Here is a 21309-nt window from a genome sequence, read left to right on the forward strand (position 1 = left end):
AAAACGGGGGAAAGAACATGAAGAAAAGCTCATTAACAGTTCTGGTGTTACTCTTGGTTCTCTCACTGGGGCTCGCCGGCTGTAAGTCTTCTAGTGAAGGCGCCAGCAGCGATGGAAAAGAAAAAGGCGGCGGCGTCATGATTTATGGACGCGGCGGCGATGCGGTTGGACTGGATCCGGCTCATGAAACAGACGGTGAATCTTTTATCATTACAGAGCAAGTATTTGAAACATTGACAGGCTATAAAAAAGAAAATACAGATGTTGTGCCTGAGTTGGCAAAGAGCTGGGATATTTCCAAAGACGGCCTTAAATACACGTTCAAACTTGAAAAAGGAGTTAAATTCCAGGATGGCACGGATTTTAACGCAGATGCCGTTGTTAAAAACTTCGAGCGCTGGGTGAATGGTGACGCTGCCAAATTCCCTTACTATGCTTCCATGTTTGGCGGATTCAAGAATGATCCTGGCCAGGTGATTAAAGAAGTAAAAGCACTTGATGATTCTACAGTTGAATTTACGCTGAAACGCCCGCAAGCGCCATTCCTTAAAAACCTTGCGATGAGCCCGTTTGCCATTTCCAGCCCGGCTGCAATTGATAAATATGGTGATAAGTACGGTGAGCATCCTGTAGGAACAGGACCTTTCAAGTTTAAAGAGTGGAAGCGCGGAGACACGATTTCTGTGGTTAAAAACGATAAGTATTGGAAAAAAGGACTTCCTAAGCTTGATGGCGTTACATTTAAAGTTATCAAAGACAACTCTGCCCGCTTGAATGCGTTAACCAAAGGTGAAGTTGATTTGATCGACGGCGTTAACCCAAGTGACCTTGATAAGATCAAAGCAGATAAAAACCTGCAAATCTTTGAGCGTCCTTCTATGAACGTTGCTTACTTCGGGTTCAATACGGAAAAAGCACCATTCAACAAAAAAGAAGTACGCCAGGCGATCAGCCATCTTGTGAACAAGGATGATTTAATTAAAAACTTCTACAATGGAACAGCTGAACCGGCAGCAACGCCGCTTCCATCTTCCATTGCGGGACAAAACAAAGATGTAAAAGACTATGCTTATGACGAAGCAAAAGCAAAAGAGCTTCTCAAAAAGGCAGGATATCCAAACGGCTTCAAAATGGATCTTTGGGCTATGCCGGTATCACGTCCTTACATGCCAAACGGACAAAAAATTGCTGAAGCGATCCAGGCTAACCTTGAAAAAGTTGGAATTAAAGCAAACATTGTAACCTTTGAGTGGGGGACGTATCTGGAGAAACTGCGTAAAGGCGAATCACCTGCTTTCTTGATCGGTTGGACAGGGGATAACGGAGATGCGGATAACTTCTTGTATACGCTTCTTGATAAAGATACGATCGATTCCAATAACTATTCGCGTTATAAGAGCGAACCGGTTCACAAACTGTTGATTGAAGCACAATCCACAGCTGATGAGGCAAAACGTGAAGAGTTATACAAAAAAGCACAGGAAATTATTCACGAAGATGCACCATGGGTTCCTCTTGTGCATGCGAAGCCACAGCTTGCTGGTGTGAGCACGATTAAAGATTTCTACCCGCATCCTAAAGGCTCTCAATCATTTGTTGATGTTTCCATGTCGAAGTAATGAAAAAACGGGGGAGTATCTTGCATGCTCCCCTTTTGTTTTGGAGAAAAACATCAGGATGTAACACAACTACGCGTAAATGAGGTGTGGACATGTTTTCTTATACGATCAGAAGGGTTGGTTTGCTGATACCCGTACTTCTTGGCATGACGTTCATTGTATTCATGATGATTCGCGCAATACCTGGTAATCCTGCACAATTGATTCTGGGCCAGCAAGCATCAAAAGACGCGATTGAAACACTGACAAAACAATTGGGCCTTGATCAACCCTGGTATACGCAATTCGTTCATTACTTAGGCGGACTGTTCCAGGGAGATCTGGGGATGTCTTTAAAAACAAGATCCCCGATCAGCGATGAAATATGGCCGTACTTGGCAGCAACCATCGAACTGTCGCTTGTAGCGATTTTAATTGCTGTCATTATCGGTGTGAATGCCGGCATTATCTCCGCATGGTTTCAAAACTCATGGTTTGACTATGCCGTCATGCTGATTGCGCTTATTGGGGTTTCCATGCCAATTTTCTGGCTCGGTTTGATGGAGCAATATTTTGTATCTATTAAATGGGACCTGCTTCCGACAACAGGACGGGACAATATACGGATGCCTGTAGAAGCCATCACGCATTTGTATCTGATCGATACGTTGATGGAGGGAAGGTTTGACCAGTTCATAGAAGTGGTCAAACACTTAATCCTGCCTGGTATTGCCCTTGGTACGATTCCAATGGCGATCATTGCAAGGATGACCCGCTCCAGCATGCTTGAAGTCATGAGATCTGATTACATCCGTACAGCACGGGCGAAAGGATTGAAAATGTTCTGGGTGGTGTACAAGCACTCCTTGAAAAACGCGATGATTCCGGTTATTACTGTCATCGGTCTGCAGACAGGGCTTCTTCTTGGAGGTGCCATTCTTACTGAAACCATCTTTGGATGGCCGGGGATCGGAACTTATATATACGATGCCATCCAGTCACGTGACTATCCTGTGATCCAGTCCGGGATACTTGTAGTGGCGACATTGTTTGTTCTTATCAATCTGTTCGTGGATATCCTGTATGCGGCCATTGATCCGCGCATTAAGTACTGATAGGGGGAGTTTAGTATGGCAGAATTGGCACAGAGCACACCACCGTTAAACAACCCGCCGGTGATGGAGCAAAGCGATGACAAAGTGATCTCGCCCTGGAAAGATGCGTGGCGCTCGTTTAAAAAGAATAAACTTGCAATGGTTGGATTGGGAATCGTTGTTTTTTTCATCTTGATCGCAATCTTCGCTCCGTTGTTGGCACCATACAGTTTTTCGGACCAAAAACTGGCGGACAAGCACCTTGCGCCATCAGGCGAGCATTGGTTCGGTACCGACGAGTTTGGCAGGGATATTTTCAGCAGGGTACTCTACGGAGCAAGAATCTCCCTGTGGGTAGGATTTGTTTCCGTAGCCGGATCCGTTATTGTCGGATCGGCCCTGGGAATTATCGCCGGTTATTACGGGAAAATCGTAGATGGTATTATCTCCCGTATTTTTGATATTCTGCTTGCATTTCCGAGCATTCTTTTGGCCATCGCTGTTGTATCCGTTCTTGGGCCATCCCTGAGAAACGCATTGATTGCCATCGCCATCATTAACGTTCCGATATTCGGAAGACTTGTTCGTTCACGCGTGCTGAGCGTGAAGGAGGAAGAATACATTACAGCGGCAAAGGCGATCGGCATGAAGGATTCCAGAATCCTGATTCACCATGTGCTTCCCAACAGTATGGCACCGATCATCGTTCAAGGGACACTGGCTATTGCGACAGCCATTATTGAAGCTGCAGCTCTCGGCTTTTTGGGTCTTGGAGCTCAGCCTCCAACTCCGGAATGGGGGAAAATGCTTGCGGATTCAAGGGATTTCATCATCCAGGCCCCTTGGACTGTTATCTTTCCGGGCCTCGCCATCATGCTTACCGTTTTAGGCTTTAACCTGATGGGGGACGGCCTCCGGGATGCACTCGATCCGAGAATGAAGAGCTAAACGGCAAAAAACTCCTGACAGGCGTCAGGAGTTTTTTAATGCTTTTAATTGATGTTCTCTTCTTTTATCGTCAGTTCATTATCATCAGTATGATGATTCTTAAAGCTTTCAACCAAGCGGTTCAAATGCTCCAGCTGGTCACTGTAATCGATAATCAGCGCAAATACGGGAAACCATTGCATCCATTGATCATTTTCAACTTCATTATAATAATTCATGAAGGATTTCATCAAGGAGCTCTTGTTTTCACAAAGCTCATCAAGCAATCCTGCTGAATGCTGAGACCTGATTTTGCCTGTATATTTCAGCAGAACCTGTTCGTGGCAGCTGGTCAGGCATTCCACTTGTTCTGTGATCAGCTCCCGCAACTCTTCGGGCATGCATAGCAATTCGTTTTCATGCCGGTGCAGGTTTCGCAGCAATTCAAGCAGTTTCTTCGTTGTATGGATCATTTGCCGGTAGATGACAAGCTTCCGGCCTTTGGTAAACTGATTGTGTTTAAGATAAGTGCGGTCCTCTTTGTATAAAAGATAGAGCTGATCCATCTTGATGCTGTTTTCCTTCATCGTCCCAATGTCATCTTTAATGGCCGAGTAGTCCGAGGCATGGCGGTTAATCATGCGCATCCATTTAATAATGTCATCGGTTAAATTCGAAATGCTGTAATACAGCTTTGTTTCATGCTTTGGCGGCATAAAAATTAAGTTTACGAGAAAAGCCGATACGACGCCCAGCATAATGAGCAAGAACCGGCCAAGCGCAAACGAGATAAAGTTTGGCGTTTGGCTTTCCATAATGACAATCACCGTCACGATGGCAAGGGGGATTGTCTTCTCCACATTGATTTTCAAGTTTACGGCGATTACAATAACCACGACAAATCCGATGACAAACGGGCTGTTTCCGAGCAGGAGCACTCCGACAATGGCGAAGAATGCACCAATGACATTGCCCTGGATCTGTTCAATAATGGTTTGATAGGACCGGTATATTGATGGCTGAATCGCAAACGTAGCTGCAATTGCAGCAAAAACTGGTGTGTTCAAATTAAAAAGCATGGCTAGATAAATGGCCATGGTGATGGCCAACCCCGTTTTTATCATTCGGGCTCCAAGTTTCATCTGAAAAGGTGTTCCCTTCTGTAATTAAAATTAGATCACTAATAATCTTGACAACTATACAATGATTCCCCGTAATAATCAAGTATTCATTTGCAACAATTTCTAGAATCACAATAAACAGCAAAAAACCATCCACCATAGGGATAATTCCCCATAATGGATGGTTTTAATAGTCTATTTACTCAGTTGAAACATCTGGATCGGCTTGTTCCTTAACAGGGATGACCTGAACAAAGTGCTCAAGAGGATGTTCAATTAGGTACTTGATTTCAGCTGCCTCTTCGAACTGTTCGGATTTCACTAGAGCTGCCATGTATTTTGTCAGCAGTTCGGAGATGTCATCTGCACCTTTAAATCCGACAGGCTCGAGAGACACTTTCGCGCCTTTTGCAATCCTGGACTGCAGAACTTCTTTCGTAAGGCCCATCTCCGGCTGTAGGCGGAGGTAAACCACACCGCCTGTCATGCCGGCACAGATCCATGGGCCCGGATCGCCAAGAACGAGTCCTCTGCCATTCGTCATATATTCGAAGGCGAATCCTTTGATATTCGCGTTTGTACCAATATTGCCGCGATCCTTAACAATCGGATTGGCAAGCTTGCCGCCAATGATGAGATCTGCCCCGGACAAGCGGATCCCCGCTCTGGCGTCTGCATTTCCCTGAATCATGAAAAGGCCTTTTTGTGCGCCATAGGCAAAGCCTTTTCCGACGGAACCGTTATAGTAGGCTCCGTCTTTTCCTTTGGCCTTCAAGATGGTAATCGATCCGCCAAACGCGGTCTTGGCCAGACCGTCCTGTGCTCCGCCTTCTACCTTGATTTTAATTCCTTTTGACGTATAGGCACCAAGACCGTTTCCGGGAATAGAGCCGTTTTTAAAGTTAAGCGTAATGTTTTTGCCGGACTGCTTTGAACGAACGTTGTACCCGGAGACACGGCTGCCAAGCACGCGCTGTTCTGCGGTAACAAATTGAAATTCTCTGGACTGGGCAAGCTGTGCAACGTCATTATCCAGATACTCCGCTCCTGCAGCCATCGTCACAGCTGCGAGCAATTTTTCCTCCGCTTGAGGCACAGGAATTATTTCTTCTACGACCGAGGTCTGAAGCAGGGTGGATAAGTCGATCTGTTCTTGGCCTCGAGCCTGAACAAGCAAATTGGACTTTCCAACGAGTTCCTGAGCCGATGAAAAACCAAGAGAAGCGGTGAGCAGGCGCAATTCGTCTCCAAATGCACTAAACAGTCGCACCAGTCCCTGAACAGCAGGGTCAAACTGTCTTGGCACAAAGCGTCGAAGGCCGTGATCAGTGGCTTTTTGTTCGGAATCAATTTGAGTGGCTATTCCCACATGGCATGTATCCAAGTGACAGCCCCGGCAGGTCGTACAACCGATTGCTACCATGGACAGGGTGCCAAAACCAATGCGGTTCGCCCCGAGCAGCATCATTTTTACCGCGTCAAGGGCACTGCGAATTCCTCCATCAGCCCAAAGCTCAACCTTGTGGCGAAGCCCAGATTCGAGCAAGGCCGTATGTGCAGCCTTTACACCGATTTCAGCAGGTAAGCCAACATGCTGTAGGGCATGAACCCTGGCTGCGCCCGTTCCTCCGTCAAATCCACTCAACGTAATGATATCAGCTCCAGCTTTGGCAATACCAACAGCGATGGTGCCAATATTGGGAACTACTGGAACTTTTACAGATACCTTTGCCTGATCATTCGCGGTTTTTAATTCCGTAATCATTTGAGCCAAATCTTCGATAGAGTAAATATCATGGTTGTTGGAAGGGGAGATCAGATCCGATCCAATGGTCGCGTTCCTTGCCTCGGCGATTTTATGTGTCACCTTGGAGCCTGGCAAATGGCCGCCTTCACCTGGTTTTGCTCCCTGGCCAATTTTAATTTCCAGCAGGTTGGAGGAATTGAGCAGTTCGATATTGACTCCAAAACGTCCCGAAGCAATTTGCTGTCCCCGTGTTTTTGGATATTTTCCTATCATATCCTTGATCTCTCCGCCCTCGCCGTTCAAACTGATCATATTCAGTACATCTGCGGCTTCCGCATACGCTCTGAACGCGGTTTCGTTTTGCGAGCCAAATGACATCGAGCTGATGACAAAAGGAAGGCTGTGGTCTTTGACACCGATATCCACTTGAGCCGGATCGACAGGAGTCTGTGACGGAACTAAATCGGTCAGATGGCGAAGGGCGATCGGATTCTTCAATTCTTGTTCCGATAATTTTTCGGCATAGCTTCTGTAATCAGCTTTTCCGCTTGCGATATCACCGATGGATTTCCAAATGCGCGGAAAGAGGCGGAAGCTTTTACTTGGCCTTGCATTTTCCTGTTTGAAAACTTCCATGCGGGCAAGACTGTCTTCTTTCAGTGCCGAGAAATTATAGCTTAGGCTCTCTGATCCGAAAAAGTTAACAATGTTCAGTGTTTCGGCAATTTCCTGGCTCAGCCCGATACTGGAGAAGAGACGGTCATAGCCTCTTAATTCATGGATTCCTATAGTGGAAATCACCTTCTCCAGCCCTTTGTTCAACGCTTCAAACAATTTGATTGCCGGAGTGGAATCCTCAGGCTCCGTAACGGTTTCAAAGAGCAAGTAAGGACTGACAGCATCCGCTCCAAGCCCGATCGCCAGGATGATGTCGTGAAGCGACCGGATGGCGGCGGATCTTAGAATAAGAGATGCACTGCGGCGCAGCATCTGTTTTCTGAGGCTTTGATCCAAAGCGGATAATACGAGGTGGGGATCGAGCCATAAATGCATACGGTGTGCCTGATTGTCGTCCAATATAAGGATGCTCGCCCCGTCCTTTATGGCAGCTGCCGCTTCACTGCAAAGCCGCTTTAAGGCTTCTTCCACCGTTTCTTCGTTTTTCATGACGGTATGAAGAATATATTTTTCATTTCTATCTTCAAAGTAAGCATTGAGCTGCTCATATGAAGGGTGGGGCTTTTGTTTGGAAAGCTCGTTTCCGTCCTTTCCTTCCACAAGCAGGGGAGTCAGCAGCTCGACCGTTCCAAGTGACTCTTCTTTTTCAAAAAGGGATGGCCGTTTCCCTATAATGGTACGGGTAGAAAAATGCTCTGTTTCGCGGTCTCTGTCAATGGCTGGATTGGTAACAACAGCAACACTTTCTTTGATAAAATCGGCAATATTTTGACGTTCCGGATGCAGGGCTGCCAACGGTGAATCGTGGCCGAGCGATTGGATCGGCTCAACCCCTTTTTCCGCCATCTGTTCGAGCTGATGGATTTGTTCACGGTCCCATCCGTACGCAGAATACCAGCCATTGTGCTTCTTGAGCGGGGCGCGGACATAACCAGTAGCAATAGCCGGAGTATCCAGTTGCTTGCGGGCGCCGTCAACCTTAATTCGTTCTTGCATGGAAGAGAAGACAGCTTCCTGGTAACCGTTATGATCATAGTAAACCAGGCGTCCGTCATCTTCGCGCTTTAACCCTACTTTTTCCCCAGGCGCAAAACACTTGGGCTCTGCCGTAAATTCATTGTTTGATAGAATGCCCTGCTCAGATGAGAAGAAAAGGGAGGTTTCCGTTTCAAGCTGCCAAATCGGACGAAGGCCAAGAGCATCTACGCTGAATACTGCTTCCCGTCCGAATCTTGAAATGATACCAGCCGGCCCCTGTGCAAAATGCCCCCACGCTTCCCGCAGGTAGGTATAAAGATCCTGAAGATGATCAGGATAGGATTTAATTTCATGTATGATGGGGGGAAACAGCACATCCATCGCCTCAAACAGTGTAAACCCGTCACGAAGGATCAATGTTTCGATGACCCGGTTTAAATCCTGTGAGTCACTTCCGCCGACAGTGACCGGAATACCGACAATTTCAGCTTCCTCCCGGAGCTTCGCAATCGTATTTAATTCGCCATTGTGGCCAAGCACACTGAACGGCTGCACCCTGAAAAACGTAGATAGTGTATTGGTCGAATAGCGATTATGTCCGAGTGTAACAGTCGATGCAATCAGTGGATTGTTCAGGTCATGGTAATAAGCAGGAAGGGTCTCTCCTGATCCCATGACTTTATAAACCGCATGATGGTTGCTTAAGGACGCAACATGAACAGAAGGTGAAACTTCTATATCAGTCAGCAGGTTAAACAGCGTACAATCGAGGTCCGCCATTTCTTTCTCCGGATGAATGGCCACCTGCCAGAATACAGGCTCTTCTCCTCTGGCGATCGGACCGAGTGCTTCAGACTTTGTCACAGATGTGGTTTCAAAAAGCAGTTCAAAACCATGTGTTCCAAACAACTTCTTGATTTGAGCCCTTTCTGACAGACTGTCCGCATTTTTATCAATAAAAATATGTCCGACGGTAAATTGATCCGACTCCACGGCAGCATAGGGGAGACCTTCCCGGGTCAGCTTTTCTTTCCATAGAGCCTTTGGAATATCAATATTAATCCCAATGCCGTCTCCTTCGTTTTCGATAAAACCTGCTCTGTGGTTCATGGTAATCAATGCAGAAATGGCATCATCCACATTCTTTTTTGTAGGAATGTTCTCCTTTTCTATGACCGAAACAATTCCACAGCTGTCAAACTCTTGCTTCTTGTAATCCTTAAATTGAGCAGGACTCCATGACTTAACCATTCGATCGCCCCCTTATCTCCAAGGTTTTAATATAAGACATAAAAAAACCAAATCGCTAGAAATGGTTTTATCTCTTTGCCAATGTGTTATTTTCGAGAGTTATTTTTTCTCCGTTCTTATCATAGTACCATTGTTTAAATAGTCAGTCAATTATCTTTATTCAAAATTGTGAATATTACGAAGCGGAGAAACCAAAGATGGACGTGACAATTAAAGTAAGCGCTTACAAAATTGAATGAAAAAAGCAGAGTGATTATTCACTCTGCTTAATAAAAATTACATTTCGGAAAGTTTTTTAAATGAAGACTCCACCGCTTTTAATGTTTCTTCAATATCCTGTTCAGTATGAGCGGTGGTCAGGAACATCGCTTCATATTTGGAAGGTGCGAGATTGATTCCTTCTTCGAGCATGGCCTTGAAGTATTTGCCAAACAGCTCGCCGTCCGTATTTTCGGCCTGTTCATAATTGGAGATCTTCTCATGAGTAAAGTAAACAGTCAATGCTCCTTTAAGGCGGTTAATTGTGATCGGCATGTTGTATGTTTTTGCATGGGCGAGGATACCTTCTTCAAGTCTTTGCCCCAGTTTATCCATTTTTTCGTATACGCCTTCTTCCTGAAGCACTTCAAGGCAGGCAATTCCTGCTGATATGGATGCCGGGTTTCCTGCCATGGTTCCGGCCTGATAGGCAGGTCCAAGAGGCGCCACCTTTTCCATAATTTCTTTTTTTCCACCGTAAGCCCCGATTGGCAGACCGCCGCCAATAATTTTCCCAAGAGCCGTCATATCGGGTTTCACGTTCAAAAGGTCTTGTGCTCCGCCGTACATAAAGCGGAACGCAGTGATCACCTCATCATAGATAACGAGCGCGCCAGCTTCATGGGTCAATTCATTTACCGCTTCAAGGAACCCTTCCCTCGGTTCAACAATACCGAAATTGCCGACGATGGGTTCCACTAGAACAGCGGCGATCTCGTCGCCCCATTTTTGTAAAGCCTCCCGATAGGAATCAATGTCATTGAATGGAACGGTGATTACTTCCTGGGCGATGCTTTTTGGCACACCGGCAGAATCGGGAGTGCCAAGGGTGGAAGGCCCTGAGCCAGCGGCTACAAGAACAAGGTCGGAATGGCCGTGATAGCAGCCGGCAAACTTAATGATCTTGTCTCGCCCTGTGTAAGCCCGTGCCACACGGATGGTCGTCATGACAGCTTCTGTTCCTGAATTTACAAAACGGACTTTTTCCATGGCAGGCATGGCTTCCTTCAGTTTTTTTGCAAACTTCACTTCGAGGCTTGTAGGTGTACCATAAAGAACGCCGTTTTCGGCCGCATTTGTGATTGCCTTTGTAATATGGGGATGGGCATGTCCAGTGATGATTGGCCCGTAAGCCGCGAGGTAATCTATGTACTTGTTACCGTCTACGTCCCAAAAGTACGCTCCTTTTGCTTTTTCCATAAACACCGGTGCACCGCCACCGACCGCTTTATATGAACGCGATGGGCTATTTACGCCTCCAACAATATGCTCCTGTGCTTCTTTATATAGTAATTCTGACTGTTGATGATTCATGATTCGTCCTCCTAGCAGTTTAAAACCTGGTTAGAAACCATTCTTTATTGTAGCATGTTTCGGGCTGTTCAGCTGAAGAAAGGACCGAAGTCAGGATGAAACAATTGAGGTCCTTGGTGAGTTAGGATAAACTAATTCAGGTGCTAATCGAGAGAATGAGGATTTTTGGAGGAAAAATAATGGACTATATTATAGATGTAAAAGAGTTGCGCAAGGAATTCACGTCTCATTCCAGCCGCTCCGGGCTTAAGGGAGCATTCCGGGATTTATTTACAAGAAACTATACCATCAAGACAGCAGTGGATGATATTTCCCTTCAGATTAAAAAGGGTGAGATGGTCGGTTATATCGGGGAAAACGGAGCCGGAAAATCAACAACAATCAAAATGCTTACCGGAATTTTGACCCCCACATCCGGACATGTCCGGGTAAACGGAATGAATCCGCACAAGGACCGTGAACAATTTGTCCGGAGCATTGGCGTGGTGTTCGGCCAGCGGTCCCAGCTTTGGTGGGATATCGCGGTTCAGGAATCGTTTCGGCTGTTAAAAAAAGTATATAACGTTCCTGACGAGTTTTATAACACGCATATGGCAGATGTTATCGAAACTCTTGCCATTGAGCCGTTGCTTGATAAACCGGTACGAAAGCTGTCTCTGGGGCAACGTATGAGGTGTGAGCTGGCAGCGGCACTCATTCATAATCCGCCACTTTTGTTTTTGGATGAACCCACCATCGGACTTGATGTGCTTGTTAAGCTCAAAATTCGCGAGTTCTTAAAAGAGATCAATGCGAAGTACGGAACGACCATTCTTCTTACCACTCATGACCTGTCTGATATCGAAGCGCTTTGTGAGCGGGTCATCATGCTGGATGAAGGGAAGATCATTTATGATGGGGCACTTCGGCAGCTGCGTGAAAATTGGGGGGAAGGGAAGCAGATTCAATTCTCATTTGCTGAAGAAGCAACACATGCCGAGCTTCAAAGCTTGACTCACGATCATTTGGTGGTATGGGATCAAGGCAGCAATGCAAGTAATTGGACAGCCAGCGTTGAAAACAATGAGGATATTATATCCGCTGTGATTGGCCAAGTGGTTGGCGCGAAAAAAATAGCTGATTTGAAAATCGTAGAAATTACAACAGAGGAAATTATACGCAATATTTATGAAGAAGGAGCCGTCCGGAATGGCTAAATATATGGAAATGATCCGCATTCGTTTTTTAATGATGCTTGCCTACCGGACCAACTATTACAGCGGTATTTTAATCTATAGCATCAACATTGGGGCGTACTATTTTTTGTGGAGCGCCATCTATGGTGACAAATCCTCCATCCAGGATCTTTCCATTGTACAGATGACGACGTACATTGCAGTTTCCTGGATGGCACGAGCGTTTTACTTTAATAACATCGACCGTGAAATTGCTCTTGAAATAAAGGAAGGCAAAGTCGCGATTGAGATGATCCGCCCGTATAACTACCTGGGGATGAAAATGATGCAGGGCCTCGGTGAAGGGATTTTCAGGATTTTGTTTTTCTCGGTTCCAGGCATGGTGATTGTATATTTTATTTTTCCAATACAATTTACTACTCATCCGGCCACCTGGGGGTACTTTTTGATTTCCATTCTTTTAAGCTTTATTATCAATACACAAATTAACCTGCTGACAGGTATTGCCACGTTCTTTTTGTTCAACAATGATGGGCTGATCCGGGCCAAACGGGTGGTCATCGACTTGTTTTCCGGCCTTATTCTCCCGATCAGTTTTTTCCCGGTCTGGGCTCAGAGTGTCATGGATTATTTGCCGTTTAAAGGAATCAGCTATATACCGAGCATGATTTTTACAGAAGGATTCAAAGGAAACGAAATTTTACATGGACTAATGAATCAGACGCTATGGGCACTGGTTCTCTTTATTCCGATTCAGTTGCTTTGGACGACGGCAAAACGGCAGCTGATTGTTCAGGGAGGGTGATGGCTGTATGTCTTATTTATCTATCTTTTTTCAATATGCAGGACAGTACTTAAAAACAAGGCTCACGTATCGGGCTGATATGCTGGTTGAGATCTTTTCCGATTTGCTTTTCCAGGCAGTAAATCTTATTTTTATTTTGGTTGTTTTCGGACATACCAGTCTGCTCAGCGGCTGGAGCAAGGACGAAATGGTTTTTATCTATGGTTTCTTTCTTGTACCCTTTGCTATTTTCGGTGCCTTTTTTAACATTTGGGACTTTACGGACCGGTATATTGTCAAAGGGGAGATGGACCGGATTCTCACCCGGCCGATTCACAGTCTGTTCCAAATCATCCTTGAGAGGATGGAGCTGGAATCTTTGTTCGGTGTGATTACCGGACTGGGTATCATGTTTTATTCCGGCAACAAACTCGGTTTAAGCCTTCACTGGTACGATCCTTTCGTTTTTGTAGTGCTTGTTGCCGGCGGGGCGCTCGTTTATGCAGGGATCTTTGTTGCCCTGGCAAGTATCGGGTTTTGGTCCGACAGCAAAACGGACATTATGCCGATGATGTACAACATTGGAAATTACGGACGTTATCCAGTCAATATCTATAACCGCATTATTCGTTATGTGCTGACATGGATTCTTCCCTTTGCCTTTGTCGGAGTATATCCGTCAGCTTATTTTCTCGGCAGGGACGAATGGTACGGATATGCGTTTTTGACTCCGGTGATTGGCCTTATCTTCTTCGGGCTTTCGGTTGTGTTATGGAATTACGGCGTTACCAAATACCGAGGAGCAGGAAATTAACGGATAAAAGACACCTCGAATGGAGGTGTCTTTTTTATGTCTTTTATTCAGATGGCATCTATGGTAGTAGGAAAAAAGAATGATATTTTCACAATAATGATCTAGTTAATTAACCTTACGAATGTTCGAAACACGAAATTATTGGTATATAATATTCATCTTTTTACAAATATGTAAAATTTTCTTTATTTTCTGCTAAATTGCTACTATGCTAAAAGTATCTCAAACAAAGGAGTGATCGATTTGATCAAGAAGTTTATGGCAGTAGCTGCTGTATTACCAATTGTTGTATCTTTAGCATCCCCTGCACAAGCTGCAACCCAAGTTTCACAAAAAACAGCTGTGAAAGCAGAAGTAGCCCCTAACGAAATTATTGTAAAATTTAAAAAAGGTGTTTCTTCAGCCAAAACAAAAGCGATCCACACAAAATCTGACGCTCAGCTTGTTGAAAAGGAAAATGGATTTCAAGTGGTTACTGTGAAGGATGGCGATGTAAAAGGAGCCATTAAGGCGTACATGAACAATGCAAACGTAGAATATGCAGAACCAAACTATACATACAAAGCGACCTACACACCAAATGATACGTACTTTTCTTCCTATCAATATGCGCCTCAAAAAGTTGGAGCACAGTCCGCATGGGATGTTACCCGGGGATCGTCATCTGTAAAAGTGGCGATCGTTGATACTGGCGTGGACTACAACCATCCGGATCTCGCAGGTAAAGTGATCAAAGGATACGATTATGTCGATAATGACAGCGATCCAATGGATCTTAATGAGCACGGCACACATTGCGCAGGTATCGCAGCAGCGGTAACAAACAACAGCCGTGGTATTGCGGGCATGGCGCCAAACGTCTCTGTTTTGGCGGTTCGTGTGCTTGATGCAAACGGAAGTGGTTCTCTTGATGATGTGGCAAGCGGTATCCGTTATGCGGCTGATCAAGGAGCTAAGGTTATTTCCCTCAGCCTTGGCGGGCCAAGCTCTGCGTCCACTCTTCAAAGTGCAGTTAGCTACGCGGCAAGCAAAGGATCTGTAGTGGTCGCGGCTGCAGGTAATGAAAGTACTTCTGCTCCAAGTTACCCAGCTTATTACTCTTCTGCTATCGCGGTTGCGGCAACAGATCAAAATGACCGTCTTGCTTCCTTCTCCAACTACGGTTCTTGGGTAGATGTAGCAGCTCCAGGTGTTAACATCCTTTCCACAATACCTGGTGGAAACTATGCTTACCTTTCCGGAACAAGCATGGCCACTCCTCTGGTGGCTGGTGTAGCCGGTCTGCTGGCTTCGCAGGGAAGAAGCGCTTCACAGATTCGTTCCGCGATTGAAAATACTGCAGACAAAATTTCAGGTACGGGAACCTACTTCTCCAAAGGACGTGTGAACGCAGCGAACGCGGTACGTTATTAATCAAATTGCAAAAGGCAGCGGGGCAAAAGCTCTGCTGCCTTTTTTTATAAAGAAGTTTATTGATTCTGGTGCAAAATGTTACATGATTAAACTCCCATAAGGGTTTTTAAATCCAAACCCACCAGGACCTGTTTCATCCTTAACAGTTAAAGCCCCGACTTCGACCTTATTTTCATTTCAAAACCCTTTTAGATGAACCTGTCCTATTCGTTCTCAGTTCAGCATAAACTGCTACCAAGGGATGGTGGACGGAGTATGTATGTTGCGGTTCTTTGTTTGTCTGGATTTATTGTATTCAAAAGCCTGCAGTCCCTTTTTTCACATCCGGTAATGAAGTACCAGCTTATGTCACTGAACCACCTTTTGGTATTAATCACTGTATATCTGACCATTATTTTGGGTTTCGGCTTAATGTACACCTCACTGCTCTTGATGGATATCCATGTCCTTGAGAAAAACGGGTTGGTAATCGGTCATCAGCATTTTTTTCTCGTAGTCGATGATGCGATGTATTTCAGCTCAATGACGATGCTTTCCGTAGGATATGGAGATCTCACACCGATGGGTTTCGGCAGATGGCTATCCATTCTGGAGGCGCTCATCGGGTATTTGCTGCCGGCCGCATTTGTCCTGAATTCTGTCATTGACCGCAACCCTCCATCAAAAAGGTTGTAGGAAGAAACAGAATTGGTTACCCTCTTTATATGGAAACAACTTATGCAGGAGGGATACAAATGGCTGTTGCCGCAGGAGAAAAAGCGCCGGATTTCACATTGCCGGCAAGCAACGGAAAAGAAGTAACGTTATCAGATTTCAAAGGGAAAAATATCGTTCTTTATTTTTATCCAAAAGATATGACGCCGGGTTGTACCACCCAGGCTTGTGATTTCAGAGACAAGCATGAGGAATTTCAAGATCTGGATGCGGTGATTCTAGGCGTTAGCACAGACCCGCTCGCTAGACATGAAAAATTTATCGATAAGTACGGTCTGCCATTTTTGCTGCTTGCAGACGAAGACCATAAAGCGGCCGAGCTGTTTGGTGTTTGGAAACTCAAAAAGAACTTTGGGAAAGAGTATATGGGGATTGAACGATCCACATTTATCCTTGATAAGGAAGGGACGCTTGTAAAAGAATACAGAAAAGTGAAGGTCAAAGAGCACATAGAGGAAGTACTCACCTATATCCGGGAAAACTTGCAATAAAAAAGGATGCTGCAATTGCTGCAGCATCCTTTTTAATGTTCCTCAAGATCTGATACAGGGACTTCCATATCATGAGACGGGTTATCATTCGGGTGCACCCAGGCGGTTCCGCTTGAGGAGTTTACGGATTCAATCCACACTGGCTTTCCATAATAGTGAACTTCAATCTCGGAGGGGGAAGTAATAATTTGTTTTGCTCGGTCTGTATTCATGATTTTTTTACTCCTTTTTTTATATTTAGTATTGGATGTATAGCGGTTGTATATACTTTAGGCTGAAATCTAAGCAGGGCAAAAGAATTCATGATAATATTAAATTGTTGGAATTTTTGTAAGATACATAGAACAGGGGGACTTTACATGATTGACCAGAGAGTGGTTACTCTTGCGAAAACATTGCTTCACCATTCCGTTCAATTAAAGAAGGGAGAACGGGTGCTGATCACTTCACCGCTGACGGCCCGCCCTTTAATAAAAGCACTAATCGAAGAAGCCTATGCAATGGGTGCTTATCCGTATGTTAACCTCTATGATGATGAAATAAACCGGTATTTGTATACAGGATATGAAGCGGAACAACTGGAAACCTCCATGCAATGGGATTTAAAAAGAGTGAAGGAAGTGGATGCATATATCTCCGTTTCAAGTTCTGAAAACGATGCTGAACTTTCTGATGTTCCCGGAGAAAAGTTCCGTCTGCGCGGTGAATACTTTAAGCCGGTACAAAAAGTCATCATTAACGACCGCAAATGGGTATTGTTGAATTATCCTACGCAAGGTCTTGCTCAAAAGGCGAAGATGAGCTATGAAGCGTTTACGAATTTCCTTCTTGATGTCTGTAATGTGGATTACGAAAAAATGGACCAGGCTCAGCAGCCTTTAAAGGAATTAATGGAACGCACGGATAAAGTAAGAATCGTGTCTCCGGGTACTGATCTTACCTTCTCTATTAAAGGCATACCTGCCGTGAAGTGTGCAGGGGAAAATAACATTCCTGATGGAGAGGTATTTACAGCTCCTGTCAAAGATAGTGTCAACGGTACAATAACCTACAATACTCCATGTCCTTACCGCGGAACGGTATTTAACAATGTAAGCCTCACATTCAAGGATGGAAAAATTGTCGAAGCCACAGCCGATAATTCAGATAAAATCAATGAGATTTTTGATACGGATGAAGGGGCACGTTTTGTCGGTGAGTTTGCGATTGGTGTAAACCCGATGATTTTGCACCCGATGGGAGATATCCTGTTTGACGAAAAAATAGCAGGAAGCATTCACTTCACTCCGGGTGAGGCCTATGAAGATGCGGACAATGGTAACCGTTCTTCCGTTCATTGGGATATGGTGCTTATCCAGCGGCCGGAGTACGGCGGAGGAGAATTGTATTTTGATGACGTTCTAGTCCGAAAGGATGGATTGTTTGTCCTTCCTGAGCTTGAAGGGCTAAACCCTCAGCATTTACAATAAAAAAATGAGCAGAACTGATGGTACCGCAAATTCGAAATTGCATAGAATTTAGTAATAACTCTTCCAATCAGTGCGGGATTCATTCCCGCACTTTTTTCTTGGGTCACCTTTTTAATTCTTGGGAGGAAACAGCATGAACATTGTAACATCAGCAAAAATCAGACAAGATCTTCAGGAAGCACTTATAGCGCGTTTTCCAGAAGAGAAGTTTTACTTTCATGAAAACATAAACGAAGCACAAACAAATTTAAAGAACGCAGAGATTTTAATAACGCTTGGGGAAGACTTAAATAGGGAGAGTATTGAAGAAGCTGTTCATCTTAAATGGATTATGGTTATATCCGCCGGAATGGACAGGATGCCGTTTCAGGCCATCAAGGAAAAGGGGATATTGGTGACAAATGCAAGGGGCATCCATAAAACCCCGATGGCCGAGTATACGATGGGCATGATATTGCAGACGGCAAGACAAGCTAAAACCCTGATGAAGCACCAGGAGCAGGGCATTTGGGACAGAGGTGTTCCGATGAGTGAAATATCCGGCCGTACCATTGGTATTTTAGGAGCAGGTGCCATTGGCAGTGAAATAGCCAGGCTCGCCAAGGCATTTGGCATGACGACGCTTGGGTTTAACAGAAGCGGGGAACATGTTGAATATGTGGACAGAATGTATTTAAAAGGGGAGTTGGCTTCCATCCTCGAGGAGAGTGACTACCTTGTCTCTGTGCTTCCAACTACAGAGGAAACTAAGGGCTTTCTTTCGCTCGAACATTTTCGGCGTATGAAGAAGTCGGCAGTCTTCCTTAACATCGGGAGAGGATTGACGGTTGTTCAAAATGACATGATTTTGGCTCTTGAGCAGGGGGAGATTGCCCATGCGGTTCTCGATGTTTTTGAGGAAGAGCCTCTTCCCGCAAATCATCCGCTCTGGAAAATGAAGAACGTTACCATTACTCCACATCTTTCCGGGATCTCTCCTTTATATCAGGACAGGGCCATTCAGCTGTTTGCAGAAAACCTGGAGAAATATAAGAAGAAAGACCCGCTTTTAGCCAATATCATCACAGTAGAGCGGGGCTATTGATTGACAAATGCAGACATTTCGAGATACACTATTTATAAATATTACAATGTAAGAATATCTTTTGAGAGCGAGGTGCATGACGATGTCTGAAGTACGCATTAATGAAGCAATTGATACATTAAAGCAGTCTGGAGTCCGCATTACTCCTCAGCGTCATGCGATTCTGGAACATTTGATACAATCAATGACCCATCCGACCGCAGATGAAATATATAAGTCCTTGGAAGGCAAATTTCCCAATATGAGTGTAGCAACGGTTTATAACAATCTTCGTGTATTTAAAGAAGTTGGTCTCGTTAAGGAATTGACGTATGGAGATGCTTCCAGCCGTTTTGATTGCGTCACAACCGAACATTATCACATCATTTGTGAAGGGTGCGGCAAAATTGTAGATTTCCATTATCCTGGACTGGATGAGGTGGAAGCGCTGGCCGAGTCCGTTACAGGTTTTGATGTTGGTCATCACCGCATGGAAATCTATGGTACATGTCCGGATTGCAGAACCAACAAAACAAAAATAAGCTGAACCAGCTTGGCTGGATTCAGCTTATTTTTTTGAAGCTTGTTTCATTGCGCGTCTGGAATTGTATTTTTCATCAAATTCAAGGCCTTCGAGGTTTTTATCAAGTGTCAATGGCTGATTGCAGGACATGCAGGCATCTGCTCGCCCCAGAACCTTTGTTATCTTATTGCAGTTCGGACAAACCACCTGGACCGCATTGGTTGAGATCATCCCGATCCAAAAATAAACTCCGGCACTGGCGAGGGTTGCAAGAAATCCAATTAACATAAATAATGACATTAGTATAAAATGGCTTCTGAAGTACAGGCCGGCGTACATAATAATAATTCCGATAAACACAAGACTTAGGGCAAACGTACGTATTTTATTAATCTTGCTCGTATATTTTATCATGATTGTCCCTCCTAACTTACAGTATACAAGGACTTGGAAAAAAAGAAAGGATTTTCAGACCTTGCGTTGAATTGGTTGGAGACCGAAATTAGAACGGGAGTTGAAAGCATGGAAGACTTGTTACGCCCGCTTTATCAGGAAAGGGCAAGTAACGAAAACACATTGGGAGTACTGTTAATTGAAAGCAACAAACCGTTTAGCCCATTAACGGACAACTTTGACAGCATCCTCTTTATTATTGTGACAAAAGGGGAAAAACCATGGAGCGTTAAACATTACGAATATGGTGATAAAATTGCAGCCTTACATATTGTAACGGAAGATCAGCTGAACCAATGGCTTCTACTTGGTTCGAACCGCCGTGTGGTTGATTGGGTTGTAAACGGAAAAGTTCTGTTTAACCGAAACGAATATATTACGGAGCTTCGTGACCGATTGGACAAGTTTCCCGTCCCGGAACGATCCAAGAAAATAACCATTGAGTTCGGCAAGCTGCTCCGCCGTTTTTCCGATGGAAAAGAATTGTTCCACAGCGGTCAGTACCTTGATTCATTCAACCATATTCTGCATGCCTTGCATCACCTGGCACGCCTTGCTGTGATCGAACGCGGATTTCACCCTGAAATTACGGTCTGGAACCAGGTGAAGGTAATCGAGCCCCAAATATACAAACTATATGAAGAACTTATTACCGGAAATGAACCCATTGAAAAAAGGATTGAACTTCTCTTAATTGCCAGCGAGTTCTCCATCAGTTCCAAAACAAAGCTTGGCGCCGGACATTTGCTTAGCGTTTTTCAGGAACAAAACGAATGGTCTGTTGCTGAATTGATGGAACATCGTGAGGTTGCTGATTATTCTATTGATCTTACCGTCCTTCTTGAGCACCTGATCGAAAAGGGAATCATCCATGTGATCAGGCAGGAAACCAAGGGAAAACACTTGTATCACCGCCACTACACCACAATTTTATAAAAAAGAACAACTTTTTTCGATAAAGGTGTTGACCACTTTCTAACTAACATGGTATAGTACTACTTGTCGCTGAAACGACGCGGCAAACAAACGAAATAAACAAAGCAAAAAAGTGGTTGACACCTTTCGTCAAAGGTGCTATCATAAGAAAGTCGCCAAAACGAGCGGCATCGACAAAATGTTCTTTGAAAACCAAACAAAAGCCAGGTAAGTCAGGGATTTTACAATCCCATCAATTTCTTATTTGAAACAAATTTATGAGCTATATCAAACACTTTATTGGAGAGTTTGATCCTGGCTCAGGACGAACGCTGGCGGCGTGCCTAATACATGCAAGTCGAGCGGACATCAGAGGAGCTTGCTCCTCTGATGTTAGCGGCGGACGGGTGAGTAACACGTGGGCAACCTACCTGTAAGACGGGGATAACTCCGGGAAACCGGAGCTAATACCGGATAATAAAGAGAAATGCCTGTTTCTTTTTTGAAAGTCGGTTTCGGCTGACACTTA

General features: G+C 44.7%; 18 protein-coding genes and 1 rRNA gene. 14 read left to right on the top strand and 5 right to left on the bottom strand.

Annotated features, from left to right (window positions below; translation table 11 throughout):
* The first annotated feature begins 17 nt into the window (after positions 1 to 17).
* The 3 genes from BLT53_RS19305 (at position 18) to BLT53_RS19315 (ending at position 3640) form a co-directional block, all read left to right on the top strand.
* Positions 18 to 1619 (top strand): ABC transporter substrate-binding protein, encoded by a 1602-nt coding sequence (locus tag BLT53_RS19305; RefSeq protein ID WP_090237504.1) that lies wholly within the window; start codon positions 18 to 20, stop codon positions 1617 to 1619.
* Between the two features lie 92 nt (positions 1620 to 1711).
* Positions 1712 to 2713, top strand: a complete 1002-nt coding sequence (locus tag BLT53_RS19310; protein WP_090237505.1) for an ABC transporter permease — start codon at positions 1712 to 1714, stop codon at positions 2711 to 2713.
* 15 nt (positions 2714 to 2728) lie between these two features.
* Positions 2729 to 3640, top strand: coding sequence for an ABC transporter permease (locus BLT53_RS19315; protein ID WP_090237507.1), 912 nt, complete (start codon positions 2729 to 2731; stop codon positions 3638 to 3640).
* A 44-nt stretch (positions 3641 to 3684) separates the two neighbouring features.
* Here BLT53_RS19315 and BLT53_RS19320 read toward each other — a convergent pair whose 3' ends face one another.
* From BLT53_RS19320 to BLT53_RS19330, 3 genes are all read right to left on the bottom strand, one after another.
* Positions 3685 to 4761, bottom strand: coding sequence for an FUSC family protein (locus BLT53_RS19320; protein WP_090237508.1), 1077 nt, complete (start codon positions 4759 to 4761; stop codon positions 3685 to 3687).
* Positions 4762 to 4939: 178 nt separating this feature from the next.
* Entirely contained in the window at positions 4940 to 9394 is a 4455-nt protein-coding gene (locus BLT53_RS19325; RefSeq protein ID WP_090237510.1) for a glutamate synthase-related protein, read from the bottom strand.
* A 276-nt stretch (positions 9395 to 9670) separates the two neighbouring features.
* The gene (locus tag BLT53_RS19330; protein WP_090237511.1) at positions 9671 to 10966 is read right to left on the bottom strand and encodes a glutamate-1-semialdehyde 2,1-aminomutase; all 1296 of its coding nucleotides are present in this window, start codon (positions 10964 to 10966) and stop codon (positions 9671 to 9673) included.
* A gap of 179 nt (positions 10967 to 11145) precedes the next feature.
* Here BLT53_RS19330 and BLT53_RS19335 point away from each other — a divergent pair, with 179 nt between their 5' ends.
* From BLT53_RS19335 to bcp, 6 genes are all read left to right on the top strand, one after another.
* On the top strand, positions 11146 to 12162 hold the full coding sequence (locus BLT53_RS19335; protein ID WP_090237513.1) for an ABC transporter ATP-binding protein: 1017 nt from the start codon (positions 11146 to 11148) through the stop codon (positions 12160 to 12162).
* Positions 12155 to 12946, top strand: a complete 792-nt coding sequence (locus BLT53_RS19340) for an ABC transporter permease (RefSeq protein ID WP_090237515.1) — start codon at positions 12155 to 12157, stop codon at positions 12944 to 12946. Before BLT53_RS19335 ends, BLT53_RS19340 begins: the two co-directional genes overlap by 8 nt.
* Positions 12947 to 12953: 7 nt before the next feature.
* A complete protein-coding gene (locus BLT53_RS19345) occupies positions 12954 to 13739 on the top strand; it encodes an ABC transporter permease (RefSeq protein ID WP_090237516.1) in 786 nt (261 codons plus the stop codon).
* A 243-nt stretch (positions 13740 to 13982) separates the two neighbouring features.
* On the top strand, positions 13983 to 15152 hold the full coding sequence (locus BLT53_RS19350) for a S8 family peptidase (protein WP_244520514.1): 1170 nt from the start codon (positions 13983 to 13985) through the stop codon (positions 15150 to 15152).
* A 255-nt stretch (positions 15153 to 15407) separates the two neighbouring features.
* Entirely contained in the window at positions 15408 to 15827 is a 420-nt protein-coding gene (locus BLT53_RS19355) for a potassium channel family protein (protein ID WP_090237518.1), read from the top strand.
* A 59-nt stretch (positions 15828 to 15886) separates the two neighbouring features.
* Positions 15887 to 16357 (top strand): thioredoxin-dependent thiol peroxidase, encoded by a 471-nt coding sequence (bcp, locus tag BLT53_RS19360; RefSeq protein ID WP_090237519.1) that lies wholly within the window; start codon positions 15887 to 15889, stop codon positions 16355 to 16357.
* Between the two features lie 32 nt (positions 16358 to 16389).
* On the opposite strand, the gene BLT53_RS19365 is transcribed toward bcp, so the two are convergent.
* The gene (locus tag BLT53_RS19365; RefSeq protein ID WP_090237521.1) at positions 16390 to 16569 is read right to left on the bottom strand and encodes an H-type small acid-soluble spore protein; all 180 of its coding nucleotides are present in this window, start codon (positions 16567 to 16569) and stop codon (positions 16390 to 16392) included.
* A gap of 147 nt (positions 16570 to 16716) precedes the next feature.
* Here BLT53_RS19365 and BLT53_RS19370 point away from each other — a divergent pair, with 147 nt between their 5' ends.
* From BLT53_RS19370 to perR, 3 genes are all read left to right on the top strand, one after another.
* On the top strand, positions 16717 to 17826 hold the full coding sequence (locus tag BLT53_RS19370; protein ID WP_090237522.1) for an aminopeptidase: 1110 nt from the start codon (positions 16717 to 16719) through the stop codon (positions 17824 to 17826).
* 133 nt (positions 17827 to 17959) lie between these two features.
* A complete protein-coding gene (locus BLT53_RS19375) occupies positions 17960 to 18910 on the top strand; it encodes a D-2-hydroxyacid dehydrogenase (RefSeq protein WP_090237523.1) in 951 nt (316 codons plus the stop codon).
* A gap of 82 nt (positions 18911 to 18992) precedes the next feature.
* Entirely contained in the window at positions 18993 to 19436 is a 444-nt protein-coding gene (gene perR, locus BLT53_RS19380; protein ID WP_090237524.1) for a peroxide-responsive transcriptional repressor PerR, read from the top strand.
* A 21-nt stretch (positions 19437 to 19457) separates the two neighbouring features.
* Here perR and BLT53_RS19385 read toward each other — a convergent pair whose 3' ends face one another.
* The gene (locus BLT53_RS19385; protein WP_061974236.1) at positions 19458 to 19826 is read right to left on the bottom strand and encodes a YgzB family protein; all 369 of its coding nucleotides are present in this window, start codon (positions 19824 to 19826) and stop codon (positions 19458 to 19460) included.
* 108 nt (positions 19827 to 19934) lie between these two features.
* Here BLT53_RS19385 and BLT53_RS19390 point away from each other — a divergent pair, with 108 nt between their 5' ends.
* Together BLT53_RS19390 and BLT53_RS19395 are read left to right on the top strand one after the other, a co-directional pair.
* Positions 19935 to 20801 carry a nucleotidyltransferase-like protein gene (locus BLT53_RS19390; RefSeq protein WP_090237526.1) on the top strand — a complete coding sequence of 289 codons (867 nt, stop codon included), beginning with the start codon at positions 19935 to 19937 and terminating at the stop codon, positions 20799 to 20801.
* 276 nt (positions 20802 to 21077) lie between these two features.
* Positions 21078 to 21309: ribosomal RNA gene (locus BLT53_RS19395) — 16S ribosomal RNA — on the top strand; the annotation flags it as partial.

It is taken from the genome of Fictibacillus solisalsi (assembly GCF_900103485.1).
Classification (GTDB): Bacteria; Bacillota; Bacilli; order Bacillales; family Fictibacillaceae; genus Fictibacillus_C; species Fictibacillus_C solisalsi.